Annotated in this window: 14 protein-coding genes; 6 read left to right on the top strand and 8 right to left on the bottom strand. The window is 38.3% G+C overall.

All coding sequences use genetic code 11. The annotated features are described in order from the left end of the window. Window positions 1-22: 22 nt before the first annotated feature. Window positions 23-3,955: a family 10 glycosylhydrolase gene (locus AC2TDL_RS03240; RefSeq protein WP_484698757.1), complete on the bottom strand. Its 3,933-nt coding sequence runs from the start codon at window positions 3,953-3,955 to the stop codon at window positions 23-25. Window positions 3,956-4,473: 518 nt separating this feature from the next. On the opposite strand from AC2TDL_RS03240, the gene AC2TDL_RS03235 reads away from it, so the two are divergent. Then, window positions 4,474-5,388 carry a CAP domain-containing protein gene (locus AC2TDL_RS03235; RefSeq protein WP_484698756.1) on the top strand — a complete coding sequence of 305 codons (915 nt, stop codon included), beginning with the start codon at window positions 4,474-4,476 and terminating at the stop codon, window positions 5,386-5,388. A gap of 372 nt (window positions 5,389-5,760) precedes the next feature. Here the strand turns inward: AC2TDL_RS03235 and AC2TDL_RS03230 are convergent, their stop codons facing one another. Then, entirely contained in the window at window positions 5,761-7,032 is a 1,272-nt protein-coding gene (locus AC2TDL_RS03230; protein WP_484698755.1) for a methyl-accepting chemotaxis protein, read from the bottom strand. 255 nt (window positions 7,033-7,287) lie between these two features. Here AC2TDL_RS03230 and AC2TDL_RS03225 point away from each other — a divergent pair, with 255 nt between their 5' ends. Further along, a complete protein-coding gene (locus tag AC2TDL_RS03225) occupies window positions 7,288-7,689 on the top strand; it encodes an O-methyltransferase (protein ID WP_484698754.1) in 402 nt (133 codons plus the stop codon). Here AC2TDL_RS03225 and AC2TDL_RS03220 read toward each other — a convergent pair. Then, on the bottom strand, window positions 7,677-7,877 hold the full coding sequence (locus tag AC2TDL_RS03220) for a DUF5325 family protein (protein WP_484698753.1): 201 nt from the start codon (window positions 7,875-7,877) through the stop codon (window positions 7,677-7,679). The genes AC2TDL_RS03225 and AC2TDL_RS03220 overlap by 13 nt on opposite strands. Window positions 7,878-8,013: 136 nt before the next feature. On the opposite strand from AC2TDL_RS03220, the gene AC2TDL_RS03215 reads away from it, so the two are divergent. Next, entirely contained in the window at window positions 8,014-8,226 is a 213-nt protein-coding gene (locus tag AC2TDL_RS03215; protein ID WP_484698752.1) for an alpha/beta-type small acid-soluble spore protein, read from the top strand. Window positions 8,227-8,402: 176 nt separating this feature from the next. Here AC2TDL_RS03215 and AC2TDL_RS03210 read toward each other — a convergent pair whose 3' ends face one another. From AC2TDL_RS03210 to AC2TDL_RS03200, 3 genes are all read right to left on the bottom strand, one after another. After that, a complete protein-coding gene (locus AC2TDL_RS03210; protein ID WP_484698750.1) occupies window positions 8,403-9,404 on the bottom strand; it encodes a metal-dependent hydrolase in 1,002 nt (333 codons plus the stop codon). Window positions 9,405-9,549: 145 nt separating this feature from the next. Beyond that, the gene (gerQ, locus tag AC2TDL_RS03205; protein ID WP_484698749.1) at window positions 9,550-9,972 is read right to left on the bottom strand and encodes a spore coat protein GerQ; all 423 of its coding nucleotides are present in this window, start codon (window positions 9,970-9,972) and stop codon (window positions 9,550-9,552) included. Window positions 9,973-10,008: 36 nt separating this feature from the next. Further along, entirely contained in the window at window positions 10,009-10,431 is a 423-nt protein-coding gene (locus AC2TDL_RS03200; RefSeq protein WP_484698746.1) for a cell wall hydrolase, read from the bottom strand. 237 nt (window positions 10,432-10,668) lie between these two features. Here AC2TDL_RS03200 and cyoE point away from each other — a divergent pair, with 237 nt between their 5' ends. Together cyoE and AC2TDL_RS03190 are read left to right on the top strand one after the other, a co-directional pair. Then, window positions 10,669-11,523 (top strand): heme o synthase, encoded by an 855-nt coding sequence (gene cyoE, locus AC2TDL_RS03195; protein WP_484698745.1) that lies wholly within the window; start codon window positions 10,669-10,671, stop codon window positions 11,521-11,523. 20 nt (window positions 11,524-11,543) lie between these two features. Further along, window positions 11,544-12,173: an SCO family protein gene (locus AC2TDL_RS03190; protein ID WP_484698744.1), complete on the top strand. Its 630-nt coding sequence runs from the start codon at window positions 11,544-11,546 to the stop codon at window positions 12,171-12,173. On the opposite strand, the gene AC2TDL_RS03185 is transcribed toward AC2TDL_RS03190, so the two are convergent. Continuing rightward, a complete protein-coding gene (locus AC2TDL_RS03185; RefSeq protein ID WP_484698743.1) occupies window positions 12,170-12,538 on the bottom strand; it encodes a toprim domain-containing protein in 369 nt (122 codons plus the stop codon). The genes AC2TDL_RS03190 and AC2TDL_RS03185 overlap by 4 nt on opposite strands. 79 nt (window positions 12,539-12,617) lie before the next feature. Then, the gene (locus tag AC2TDL_RS03180; protein ID WP_484698742.1) at window positions 12,618-13,793 is read right to left on the bottom strand and encodes an MFS transporter; all 1,176 of its coding nucleotides are present in this window, start codon (window positions 13,791-13,793) and stop codon (window positions 12,618-12,620) included. Between the two features lie 252 nt (window positions 13,794-14,045). Here AC2TDL_RS03180 and AC2TDL_RS03175 point away from each other — a divergent pair, with 252 nt between their 5' ends. Beyond that, window positions 14,046-14,543: a hypothetical protein gene (locus AC2TDL_RS03175; RefSeq protein WP_484698741.1), complete on the top strand. Its 498-nt coding sequence runs from the start codon at window positions 14,046-14,048 to the stop codon at window positions 14,541-14,543. The last annotated feature ends 21 nt before the right edge of the window (window positions 14,544-14,564 follow it).

The following is a 14,564-nucleotide window of genomic DNA, read 5'->3' as shown; positions in this document are numbered from 1 at the left end:
CTAATGTTTGTGTTGTAATTGACTAAGATTTTTGCAAGATTAAAGCAATCATTTTAGCAATTTCAGCTCGAGTAATATAATCTTTTGGAGAAATAGCATTGTTGTTATTTCCACTAATAATGCCATTAGCTGCTAGAATGGAAGTGGCTTCTCTTGCCCAACTTGAGACTTCGTTCATATCTGTAAAGGAAAGTACTCCCTCAGAATGAATCGTTAGTACAGGTTCAAACAGACGATATAAAATAACAAATGCTTCTTCTCGTGTTAGAGTTTGATTTGGTCTAAATGTGCCATCACTATAGCCTAATATGAGCTTATTATTTGCAAAACTTAATACTGCTTCGGCGTACCATGCATCTGGATTAATGTCTTTAAAGTTATTCGTACCGGATTTTTGATTTATTAATCCTAAGCGATATAATGCTGTAGTAAATTCAGCCCGTGTCATCGCTTGATCTGGCTTTAAAGTTCCATCTGGATATCCGTTAATTATTTTTTTGTTTACAGTAACTTTTAAATATTCAGCAGCCCAGTGATTTGCCGGCAAATCTGTATAGTTTTCAGCAATATCAACTTCTTGCTCATCACCTGGTATTGTTGGTGTTGGCGATGGCGTTGGTGACGGCGAAGGTGTTATTGTAGGCACAGGTATTGCTGTTGGTGCCGGTGCTGGTCTAGGTGTCGATGTCGGTTTAGCCGTCGGCGTAGCCGAAGGTTCAGGCATAGCTGAAGGCTCCGGTGTAGCTGAAGGCTCCGGCGATGTTGAAGGCTCCGGTGTAGCCGAAGGCTCTGGCGTAGCTGAAGGCTCCGGCGTAGCCGAAGGTTCAGGCATAGCTGAAGGCTCCGGTGTAGCTGAAGGTTCAGGCGTAGCTGAAGGCTCCGGCGATGTTGAAGGCTCCGGTGTTGTTGATGGTTCCGGTGTAGCCGACGGTTCTGGTGTAGCCGAAGGTTCAGGCGATGTTGAAGGCTCCGGTGTTGTTGACGGTTCCGGTGTAGCCGACGGTTCTGGTGTAGCTGAAGGCTCCGGCGATGATGACGGTTCCGGTGTAGGCGTTGGTGCAATTACTTCATCAGCCATTAACGTCAATAAAGAGCTTGCTGCACTTTCAACATGCAAACGAGACACTGCAGTAATAACATAATTGTAGGTTTCACCTATAATTACTGTTTCATCAACATAGCTTTGCACATCATCGGTTGTTCTTCTCACCTTAGCAATAAGCTGACTTACATTGCTAGTATCAACAGCTTCTGAACTTGTAGTACGATAAATTGCATAATACGTAGAATCACTTTCAACGTTATTATCCGTCCAGATCAATTTAATTCCGTCACTTACATTTTCAATTGCTTCATCACTAACTGCATTTGGAGTGTTGCTTCCAATCCATGGCATAACAGGGATAAGTGCTTGATTTGCATATAAAGCTTTAATTTCATCTAAAATACCAAGCGGATTACTTAAAAAATGATTTGAACTAAATAGAATACTACCAGATACTCGACCATCTTGATTTTGAATAAATTTAAGCTGTGCAGGTAATTGCTCAGGTGATTCCCAATTTGCCGTTCCTACCTTATAAGCTGCGTGACCAACATATAAATGCACATCATGTGTTAACGCTTGAGTTTTCACCTCATTCATCCACCAATCGACCAGTACATCATATGCGGCTGCTGAATAACCAAAATGCCAATAAATTTGTGGTGCAATATAATCGACCCATCCTTCTTGAATCCATTTGCGTGTATCAGCATAAACTGATTTGTAGCTTTCCAGCCCATTGGTTTTTGAGCCCGTTGGATCAGAGGATACATTTTTCCAAATTCCAAATGGACTTATGCCAAACTTCACATAATCCTTTGAATTTTTAATAGTTTGGTACAAGCCTGAAACAACGATATTAACATTGTTTCTGCGCCAATCTTCTAGTGACATTGTTCCGCCATTATTTTGATATTCACTATATTGTTGTGAATCTGGAAACGGCACTGAAGAAGGATACGGATAGAAATAATCATCCATATGGATTCCGTCAACATCATAGTTTTCTACAATTTCCTCAATTGATTCGATAATATAATTACGTGCTTCTTCAATTCCAGGATTAAAGTATAGCTTTCCTTCATACGCAACGACCCAGTTTTGATTTTGCTTAGCAATATGACCATCCGCGAGAGCATTTAGATTAGTATGCATCGCAATGCGGAATGGATTGATCCAAGCATGGAACTCTATATTTCGTTTATGTGCCTCTTCAATCATAAAAGCTAATGGATCATAATTATCTGCTGGAGCTTTACCTTGTTCGCCCGTTAACCAATGTGACCAAGGAAACTTAGTCGAAGGGAAAAAGGAATCTGCTGTTGGTCGCACTTGGACAAATACTGCATTGATGCCTGCAGATTTAAGATTATCTAACAATTCAATAAAATCTTGGCGTTGTGATTCAGGATCAAAATCATCTTTAGCAGGCCAGTCAATATTTTCAACTGTTGAAATCCATGCACCGCGCAGCTCGCGTTTAACTGGACCAATTGGTTCTGTAACGACTAAGCTCGTACTAGTTTGCATACCTTGATATCGTGCTGTAATAGTCGTCACTCCTCCTTTTAGTGGTGTAATTTCACCAGTTTCATTATCAATTGTTGCAATTTCAGTGTTATCAATAGAGTATGTTACGCCGTCAGTAATATCTCGTTCGCCTTCAATCCGATATGTTCCAACAATTGTTGCTTCAACCTGTGGTTCGCCGACAGAGGCAAATATAGTAGATCTAAACGCTATTGAGCGAAGTTCGCCAGGCTGAACTTTTAATTGATACGAGGCTGTTAATTCCCCTAAATGAGTTGGATATGTAGCAATAATATCTGCTGTTCCATAGCTTACACCTGTTATATTGCTTTGATCTGTAATGATGACGATATTAGGATCGCTTGAAGTAATATTAGCATCGCTTGTAACATCTACGATTTGTCCATTTGGATAATTTGCATAAACGTTTATACTGCTTGATTCGGTAGGTACTAATGATTGAGGACCATCAATTGTTATTGATGTAGGTGCTATTGTTGTTGAAACGACATGTATGGTCTTAGTAGTTGCTAAACCATTATAGTGTGCAGTTAGTATGGCAGATCCTTCTTCTAGTGCGGTAATCGAGCCATCGTTATTAACTGATATTACCTGCTCATTGCTGCTTGTAATCTGCACTTCTGTTGGAGTTAAAAAGGTAGGCTGTTTATCATTTTTTTTCGTAATGCTTAGCTTTGGTGTAATTGATTCACCAATGGTTAAGTCGCGAACGTTATGCCAATCAAGCTCTTTAATTGTATTAGTTTGATAGAGCATAGAAACTTGATCGATATATAAAACTCCTGATGTTTTAACATTATTTTCAATGTAGTAAATAAAATCTAATTTTAAATCTGAAACTAGAGTTGATGGTACGGATGCTGTTAAGTATTGCCAGCCATCAATCTTTGTTGTTGTAGTTGTAATATCGACAACAGGTTTTATTGTGGTGCCAGAAGCGTCTTTGCCTTGAAATTGTGCTCTAAGCCAAGTGTTATTACTTGCTCCGTAAAACCAAAATCCAAATTCAACAGGTTTCCCGTCAATTGGACGGCCTGTATTACCATTTTCATCTAAAAATCTAGCATAAGCAGCCGCTGTTCCATTTATTCCAAGAAAATTGTATTCCAGCTTTGCTGCATATTGGCCATGTACAACAGGAGAAGGTCTGTCTACTTTTTCTAACGTAACATCGCTAGTTTGCACAGATTTAGTTCCCAACATATCGGACATATCTTCAAAATCCTCAAATATGACCCGCCACGTTGTCGAACTAGATTCAGCTGATGCCCTTTCATAAAAAAAGTGAAACGAAAAACTAGAAGAAACAACTAGAAAGCATAATAAAGCAATACAAATACGTTTTACTTGTTGATACACTTTGTCACATCTCCCTCACTAGTTTTTGATCCGCTTAGCAATAGAAAACGCAAACATTTTATTTTGAAATATAATTTCAATTTAAAAATATAACGCGAAATTTTATTGCAAACGATTAGCTCAATGATACAAATTTTTTGAATTTATGTAAATAGATCTTTTGTCGAAAAATTTTGATTTATTGAACAACATTTTTTGGAGTTTGGAAGGTAAGTATGAAAAGAGGAGGAATCTATTAAGCTCTGGTTAGGCTAAGTTGTAAAATAGTAAATTAATTTTTAATAAGAAAGAAGGCTGCAGAATGAATAGATTCTAATAATGCTGTCAAATCAATTAGTTAAGCGCTTACATTTTTATGTTGGTAAATATTATAGCATGTCAAGCCCATATAGCAATGCTAGGATGATAGAGAAGCTAGTGTTAAAAGATAAATCAATGACTAGCTGCTGCTAATTTAACTGCTCAGCAGATTTGTTAGACAGCAAGTAAACACAAAAATGTAGGAGGCTGGTTAAATTATGCCAAAGAACACTTTGAAAAAGAGCTTAGCTGTAATAGCTGCATCTTCCATAATTACTACATATGGTCTAGTAGCTCCTGTTAATGCTCAATCTAAGGAGGAAGTTAAACTTAGCTTTCCTCAACAATCAATAGTTATTCAGAAAATAGTAGATAAGTTAGAATTGTTTTCAAAGGATTCCACTTTTACTGTAGAAGCAGGACCGTTTCAATTATATTTTTCTCAAGGTCAATTAACTGTGAAGATGCCTAATGCTTCTCTACCTATAGTAAAGCCAACGGCAACAGTAACACCAACAGTAGCACCGACAGCGAAACCGACAGCAACACCAACAGCAACTGCAGCGCCAACAGTGAAACCGACAGCAACACCAACAGCAACTGTAGCACCGACAGTGAAACCGACAGCAACACCAACAGCAACTGCAGCACCAACAGTGAAACCAACAGCAACACCAACAGCAACTGCAGCACCGACAGTGAAACCGACAGCAACACCAACAGCAACAGTAGCGCCAACAGCAGCTCCAACAACTTCTGTTGAGGCAACAGAAGTTCAAAAGGAAATTTTAACACTTGTTAATCAACAGCGTGCTGCAGCGGGACTTAACGCTTTGCAACTTGATACAAAATTAAATGAAGTAGCGACTGCAAAAGCGAAAGACATGGACGATAACAACTATTTCAGTCATACATCGCCAACTTATGGCTCACCATTTGACATGTTAAAAACATTTGGAGTTTCATATCGTACTGCTGGTGAAAACATAGCGTCTGGTCAACGTTCAGCTGAGCAAGTAATGAAGGATTGGATGAATAGCTCAGGCCATCGTGCAAATATTCTAAATGCGAACTATACAAAGCTTGGCGTAGGATTCGTTAACGGAAAATGGGTTCAACTCTTTATTGGTTAATTAAGTAGTATACAAAAGGTTAGAAAAGACAGATTGGGAGATAGAGAAACCCATAATTGAAGACAATAAGGTTGGAAAAGAGTTGATAGCTCTAAAGCCCGCCACAATCAAGCTTTGTTGAAAAGCTAAAAGGCTCCAGCGCAGGAATAACGCTCTGATCAACAATGTGAGTCTCCTTTAAAGCTGATGTGTATAATACAAATCTATTAAATAAGTATCTGCTTAGCGATGAAGAAGAGTGTTAATATAAAGCCAAAAAGCGACGAGAAGATTGTTATTCCGAAGCACACCCAAGCACACACAAGCACAAAAAGGGAGGTTCAAGCCATCAGCATTTTACTGATGACTTGAACCTCCTTTTATTATTATCCATTATTTTAACTTAAATACTTGAATTGTACGTTGCAATTGAGTTGCCATATTGAGCATTTTCTCAGTTTCAGCAACAACTGCTTGCACAGATGGAATTTGCTCATTCATTGAAGCTGATACTTGCTCTGTTCCTGCAGCAGATTGCTCTGTAATAGCTGAAATATTTTGTACCGCAGCCGTTATATTTTTAGCATTTGCCAGCATAACTTCACTTTCTTTAGAGAACTGATAAATTTGTTCACCGATAAATTGGATGCTTTCCACAATTTGATTAAATATCTCTTCTGTTTCACGTATATGCTCAGCTTGCATACTTACAACTTCTTCGTTAATTTTCATATGTTCAAGTGAATTTTGAATTCCTTTTTCAATACTTTTTACGAGATTGAATACTTCTTTTGTAGAAGCAGATGATTCTTCTGCCAGCTTACGCACCTCTTGAGCAACGACAGCGAAACCTCGACCATGCTCGCCAGCGCGTGCAGCTTCAATTGAAGCATTAAGTGATAGCAAATTTGTTTGTTCAGCAATTTCAGAGATCGCTTTTGTAACGGCACTAATGCCTTTTGCTTTTTCAGCTAGATCTTTAATCGTTATGGCAACTTGCTCTGTAGCTTCAATGTTGCGATTCATACCTACACTTTGTGTATCAAGGGCAACTCTACCTTTATTAACCAACTCAAGGGCGTGCTCAGAGCGAACATTCATTTCCTTTGTTGAGTTTGCATAGTTTGCAACTTGATGTTCAATTTCATTAATTGCTTCACTCATACTTGCCACATCTTCAGAAATCGAATTTGCACCAGTAGCAAGCTCATTTGCAGAGATAGCAACTTGTTCCATAGTTTGTTGAATACTGTTATTTTTATCAAATATGCTGCGGCTTGTATCAGCAACATGGCGAGTAATATTCATAGTCTCAGATAAAATATCACGCAGCTTTTGAACCATGCTATTAAATGTATGACCAAGTTCTCCTGCATTTGTTGCTTCAACATCAATTGTTTGCGTAAAGTCTCCTTTAGCAATTCGCGTAGCAGCAAGACGAATTTCGTCAAAGGAAGAGGTAATTGCGTTTTCAGTAAAACTAACGATTGGGTATGCGATCCCCGCAGCTACTAAGGCCAATATGAGGATGATCATCGTATACTGACCAACAATTAAGGAAAATACTAATACGAAGACCGTTAGGATAGCTAAGTTTACATAAGTGACAAACATTAGCTTCTTTTTCACAGATAATGAATTGAACCACTGCGTTAATTTTTCCATAGAAAGCGCTCCTTTTTCAATAATATCCATATTATAACACTGCATCATTTCTTGGTCTATGAAATTATAGGCAAATTTACTCATATGTATCCAGTAGGATAATGGTAGATTTTGCGTGAAATACTAATAAATTGCGAAAAATATCAATGAAATTGTGAGTTTTTTCCTAGAATAATTACGGTGAAACGTTTGTAGTTAATAGTTATATTTACATTAGATAGTGAGTTAGTTCATGATGTGAAAGGAGAAGATATAGTGAAAGAAATACCGTTGGCAAGACAAGTTGAATTTGTATTTCAACAGCTTGAAAATGAGTTGATAGGTGCAATTGCTGGTACTATCTTGCTTCAAGTTCGCAATAACAATATTGGAAAGTTTGGCATTAAGCATCATCCTATCCATTTGAAAGATAATAAAGTTGTTGCTGGGCAATCTGGTCTTACACTTGAGCAAGTACGCAGCTTTAGAAAATTAGCTATTGAAGCTCTTAAGTTAAAGCGTAATTGGACCCACGGGGAAATATTGTATGATTTCACTGTAAAGAGCAATCATAAAGGCTGGTCAGCCAGTGTTTTATATGAGTCTAATTATAATATGTCAACTTGGAATATAAGCTCATTACTCGACAGAAAGAGCTTAGTTAACTACTCCTCTTGAGGTGGAATCTGTCTAACACTTGCTTTTTTGTTAAATTTCCGCTTCACCATAAATCCTGTTCCTACAATGACGACATATAGCACCCCCCAAATGACCACCCATAAAAAGCTGTGAGCAATTGAGATTGCCATAGCACTTAAACATAAAACCCCGATTATGGAAAACAGTAATGATAAATATTTTGGCATGTTCGTATTCTCCTAGAAAAAAATCGTAAAAGTAAAAAAACATGAGGTCGATGTATAGTATTGCTTTTGTTGCACATAATATCTTTGCAAGCTTGCAAATGAAATAATGTGAACAGGTCGAAAGGAGACTTACACCATGGCAAACAGAAGCAATCAATTAATTGTTCCACAAGCGACTCAAGCATTGAATCAACTTAAAATGGAAGCTGCTCATGAGCTAGGCGTACAGCTTTCACCAGAAGGCTATAACGGTAACCTAACTACTCGTGAAGCAGGATCTATTGGTGGATATATTACTAAACGACTAGTACAGATTGCTGAACAACAATTGTCTGGCGGTCAACGCTAATCGTAAATCGTAAATTCTTATTATTAATGAGAGCTCAAGGTTAACCTTGAGCTCTTTTTATTTAACTAATTCTGACAAGTAACGACAGATTACGATTAGTTGTGACCAGTGAATACGATTGCACACTTATAATATGAAATTATAAGTGACAAAACGTGCTAAAGCAATAATGAAATTTATGATTTTGAAGGAGATAAATTTGCCTGCTGATATAACCGACGATATAGCTTTTTGTCATTTAACCAACCAACATAAGAAGCAATTGGCTCCTGTGAATGATTATAAAATACGATGGCGACAAATGGATATTGTTTACGGTAGCGATAGCGAACATCAATCCAGCGTACCTCAGTGCCCCAATGGTGCTCTGTTACTTGAGCGATCGTATGCTTTGTAAATTGCAGCAAAGCGGCAACGGAAGCATGGGAGCGAGATTTTTCAATTAATTCATGCTTGTGTGAACGAATGGACTCATACCAGTGAATATGCCCTTTATTATAAGTACCTAGCTCATAGCTGCCATCTTTATGAAGCAGCATTAAATGCCAGCTGCGAAAACGTACAGTTGGCATTACAGTTAATTGGGAATCATCATTTATAGGTAATTGTCGACTAAGCTTTTTGTGCAACAAGTGGTGATATAGTGTTCGTATCACATAGTAAACAGTGATGGATGCATACAGAACAGGGAATATCACCAGTGGCTTAATGCTTGTAAATACCCACAATAAAAAAGCGATAATATGCGTAAAAAAAATAAATGGATCAAAGATATGGATGATGTTCCATGAAATCCACTTATTGCTAAAAGGCCGCATTGCTTGTGTTCCATATGTATTGAACAGATCCATAAATACATGCAAACTGACAGCAAGCATTATCCAACCAAGCAGATGCAAATAATGTTGTGGGTCAGGAACGAAAAAGTAAAGAATTGTTGAAAGTAAAATTGTCCAAAGTACAATAGCAGGCAAGGAATGTGAAATTCCTCGATGATTCCTTACATAAGTTTCGTTACTTTTTAGCCGTGTAATCGTATCAAAGTCAGGTGCTTGAGAACCAATGATGACACCAATAATGACAGCAGTAGATAAGGCAGAATCGGTGCTGACAGCTGGGTCAAGCTGAGCTAAACCAGCCAGTCCTAAACCAACCGCAAAATGTGAAGCAGAATCCATGATGTAACCTCCTAGCAGTATCTAGTATCATCATTAGTATTGACCAACAAAATAATAAGCTAATCATATATAAACCAGCTCTAAAGCATATCCAGTTTTGGATAATCTCATTAGAGCTGGTTAAATGAGCGTTCAGCTTCTTCTATTAGATAGGAGATTCAGGAGTTACGATTTGACCTTGGAAAGGATATTCGTAACTAATTGGTTCATCAAATGTAACATAATCAAGGTTAAGCATTAGCAGCAAGTAGCGTTCATTGTTTACAGGATTACTTACAACAATATGATCGCGTCCTGCAGCTTCAATAACACCTTTAAATACTTTCGCATTCCATTCTGAATTGTTTTCATATGTCATATAAAACGTGCCAATTTTGCCACGGTTAAGACGTAAAATATTTTCAATGTATGATTCTTCAAATTGAGGCTGAGCTGTTACGATATTGCCGCCTTGTGGCGTTACAACCGCACCACTTGGAACAAATGGAGGCACAGGCTGTACATCGCGATAGAATGGCTCATAGCCATAAGGGTAATAATAAGGTTGATCAGCATAATAGTAACTCATTACAAATACATCCCTTCTAATAAAAGTTATTAAATATTAAAAAATGGAGGGGCAATTTTCCCAGGTAGGTTGGTAAAAACAGTGGGCTTTGAATCTGCCGCTATTGCTTTGGTTATACCAGGTAGCGGGACAGCTGCCGCTAGGTCTAAAAAACCATAGCGCATACGAAGCAGGGTATTGACGCTCACCACGAATAACACGTTCTGCTAGGCGAATTTCACTGTCACGCGCTCGCTGATAAAAATAGCTTTTTTGTACAGCTTCAAACCCACCGGGGCTTTGATAAACCATATCGGGAATAGAGCGGATATTTCGGAAGTCTAGGCAGTCGCCACGCACCCGATTAACTCCGACATTACCCACCATTAGCATACCGAGTTCTCCCTCGCCTTCTGCTTCAGCGCGCATAAGACGAGCCAGCATTTTCGTATGTTCGGAATTGGTTTTTATTACTGCCATATCCTTATAATCGACTCCTTTCCTTGCCTGGGCAAGAAACTATACGTTATCATATGGAGCTGCCCAACTAAATGTGACAGCATTTTTGTCACATTTGAATGACGAATTGATGAACAAAAAAAGTGAACATTGTCACAACACTGTTTTTTCGGTATGATTAGTTACGATTCATCAAGATGGACAAACGCAAAAAAGCAAATTTGACACAGGCATTTGCGTTAACAGGAGGATCAACAAGTGTTTAAAGAGTTAATTAGTTTAACTAAACCCGGCTTGCTTCGGCTAAATATGTTTGCCTCTTTTGCAGGCTATTGGGTTGCTTCTAAGTGGTCTTTTGATTTTTGGATATTGCTTTGGATGCTCATTGGCTGTACGTTTACAATGGCTTCAGCAACTGTAATAAACAACTATTATGATCGTGAGCTTGATATGAAAATGGAGCGAACGCGTAATCGTACACTCCCTTCAGGCAGAATGAAGCCACAGCAAGTATTAATTTACGGAATTATCCTTGGTATCATAGGGCTTGGAGTATTGTTTTATTTTTCCATTTTGTGCGGTATACTTGGAGTTATAGGCTGGTTTACATACATTGTCATTTATACAATGTGGTTAAAGCGTAGCTCCACTTGGAGTACTGCTGTCGGAGGAATTTCCGGAGCAATGCCGCCTGTCATTGGCTATTGCGCAGTTACTGAACAGTTTGATATTGGTGCGTTTTTATTGTTCGCATTTTTATTTTTATGGCAGCCTGCTCATTTTTGGTCACTTGGCATTCGTCGTGTCGAGGAATATCGTAAAGCAGGCTTTCCGTTGTTACCTGTTGTAAAAGGGGTTAAGCGCACAAAAATTCAAATGATACCATACCTTGTGCTTATGCTTGGGACTGTAATTCTTATGTATACTTATGAGTTAGCAGGAATATGGTATCTTATTATATCGGGTGTCCTAACTGTGTTTTGGCTTGTTCATACAATTTCAGGGTTATTTACAAGCAATGATGAAAAGTGGGCGAAGACAAATTTCTTAATTTCAGTCAATTACTTAATGATTGTATTTATTTTAATGATTGTTAATACTACAAAGCTGTAGCTCTAAGGGGGAATAGAGGAGTGGCATTTGTAAAGAAGTATGCTTTTCAAATTGCTCTTATCTGTTTAGTTTTGTTAATGGCTGGTTATCTGCTCTACACCTATGTATTAAAGCCAGAAGCACCATTAAAGATTGAACAACCAGCTCCTAGCTTTGAATTAATGGATTTGGATGGCAACCCTGTTACCTTGGAATCAACTAACGGCAAGGCACGGATTTTTTATTTTTACTTTGCTAGCTGTCCAGACGTATGCCCTCCTACAACTTATTTACTTGGCGAGGTACAAGATATTTTACGCGAAAAGGGAGAGCTTGGAAGTAAGATAGAAATGTACTCCATTTCATTTGATCCGGATACGGATACGCCAGAAGTTATTAGGGATTTTGCAGAGCGTGCTGGCGCTGAAATGGACTCATGGACTTTTCTAAGAGGAACGACTAGGGATGAAATGATTGAACTGGCGCGAGAATTTGGCGTAGGAGTCATTTATGATGAAAATGCAAAAACTTTTTATCATAACAATCCTATTATTCTTGTTGATAAAGATGGCAATATTCGCAAATGGATCAATGGTTCTCCAAACACATTAGCTGGTGAACCTGAATTGTTGCCAGAAGATGTTTATAAGCAAGTGAAAAAGCTATATTAAAATTGATCTTTAGCCCACAGCGAAGCAGGGTCGGGAGAGTAAGTGATATACTCCTCCAGCCCTGCTTTTTCCAATTGCAAAGCTAAATATTCGATAGGTGTGCCTTCAACCCCATGATAGCCTCGACGTGTATAAATATGGATTGCATCGGGAAATAGCTCTCCTAATAGTGCCCGTATTTTTTTACCAGATGCATCATTATCAGTGAAAATAAATACTTCATCATTTTGCAGCTCTTGATATAAAGCCTGCAGTTTTTTTGTGCCTGGTGTGCCGAACGTGCAAACAATATTGATTTCATCGCTTAGTACATGTTTAAGTTTGACACGATCATTTTTGCCTTCAACGATAATTGTTATTCTCATTTGTTTCATCCACCTGTTCCCGTGAGAAATAAATGTCTGCTAGGCATTAGTGTACCACGGATTTGATGTACATTAAACATTAGAGCAATTTCGAAGACAGATGAGGAGATTTTCGTTCAGGCAAGGCATTAAAAGCTAAAGCCAGGCAAAGCGCCATAAATGAAATATAATACGGTGAAATGTAATCTCGTAAATGTCCTGCAAGAAACGGTCCAAGGAATGCACCAATTGAAGAAGCGATAGCTAAAATAGAAAAGGTGCGACCATATTTTGCGCCTTGGCTTAACTGAATTAACCAGTGAGATAAGGCTGGAAATACAACTCCTTTGCCCATACCGATAAGCAGCAAAATAAACATAAACGGAATAGGGGCATCAATAGCTAGTAAAAAGTATAGCGCTACTAATCCAATTGACCCCAGTATCGTACGATAGGCCGGGTTATAACGGTTAATAAATAGCATACAGAGCGTTATTAGCGAACCGATGCTTAATACGGTAAATAATAGTCCTGTTGTCATAATAGAGCCGTTATTTTCAACCATTAATGGCAATTCAAATGAAAGTATACCTTGGGCACAGCTTAAACCGATTGGTATTAAAAAAATATTCCAGGAAAGAGTTTTGGATTTTAAGGTATTACTACCCTCGATTGTGCTATTATGATAAAGTGTCTTTTGAGCTGCAGCTTTGTCATTCACTGGCTGAGGAGCTTTTTCTTTAATGTAAATATACGCAAGTACTGCAGTAACGATTAGAATGATTCCTAAGATGAAAAAAGCGTTAGTGAATCCGAGTTTTGCGACAAGCAATGCTCCAGCAGCAGGAGAAAGCACCGAAGCTACTGTGTGAACTAAACCATTTCCAGCCATATATTTGCCTTGCTGGCTATTGTCTGTGCTTAATTTGGCTAATAAGGATAAGCAGGCTGGAGACAAAAAGGCTAGCACGAAGCCAGCAATTGAACGAATGATCAGTAAATGCCATGGGCTGGTAACGATTGCTTGGATCATTAACAGGATGCCTGCGAGCAATAAACTTCCGACAATAAAAGGACGGCTTCCTAAACGATCAACGTAGACACTGGCCATAAGATTGCCTGGAAGATGCGTAACAGAATATAATCCCATCATTAGCCCGATAAACGACGGAGCTGCTCCTAAAGAAATTGCAAATGGGGTTAAGATCGGATACTGAGCATGTAAATCAAAAAAGGCGATAAATAGAAATAAGTAAAGCCATATTGCCGTTTTCACAAACATAAGCCTCCTTACAATTGTATAAAGTAATGGCTATGCCTTTATCTAGCTACTCTTCCGTTAGGATTTATAGACTTGGAAAATAGAATTTACGCATAGTAATACTACTTGTACGCTAAAACTGGACAACTTATGTCTTGTTCAAAGAAACTTAATTTAAGCTAGACCGTATTTGTATTGCTATGCCTTATTAAGCTATAATCGAATAAGTGGAATCAACTGGCAATTAATGAAATAGGGGGAATGAGCATGAATTTTTTAGATTTTTCAAATTATGATTGGGATACGTGGACAACATTTATTGCCGAAAGATGGTATGTGCTAGTTATAGCACTAATTGTTGTTGTTATTATTGCGAATGTAATTAGGACTGCTGCTCGATGGGCGATTATTCTTCTTATTGTAATAGGGGTAATCATGTATAGCGGCTATAGTCTTGATGATATAAAAAATATAAGTGCGGGCTTCGTAAGCTCAGGAATTGAGGAGTTAAAGGAAATTGGCAGCAAAGTCGCCGACAATGTGAAACAGGAAGCGATTGATGCAATGATTAAAGATGCGGAAAAAGCGAGTTATAAGACAGAGAAAGATGGCAGCTTTACCGTTTCTACTGATTCGATTGTCGTAACTGGCAAAGCTGGGGAGGATGAAGTGTCCATTTCCGTCAAGGGAGCTCCTGCATTTAAAGTAAAGACGAGTGACGTTATTAATCAATTTATTGAACAGGCAAAAAATAATGGCAAATAGCATTGAGTTAGAGTAAGGTAA

The sequence above is a fragment of the Paenibacillus sp. plas6 genome (assembly GCF_057221655.1).
The sequence above is the reverse complement of the archived record's forward strand: the minus strand, read 5'-3'. Positions and strand labels throughout refer to the sequence as shown.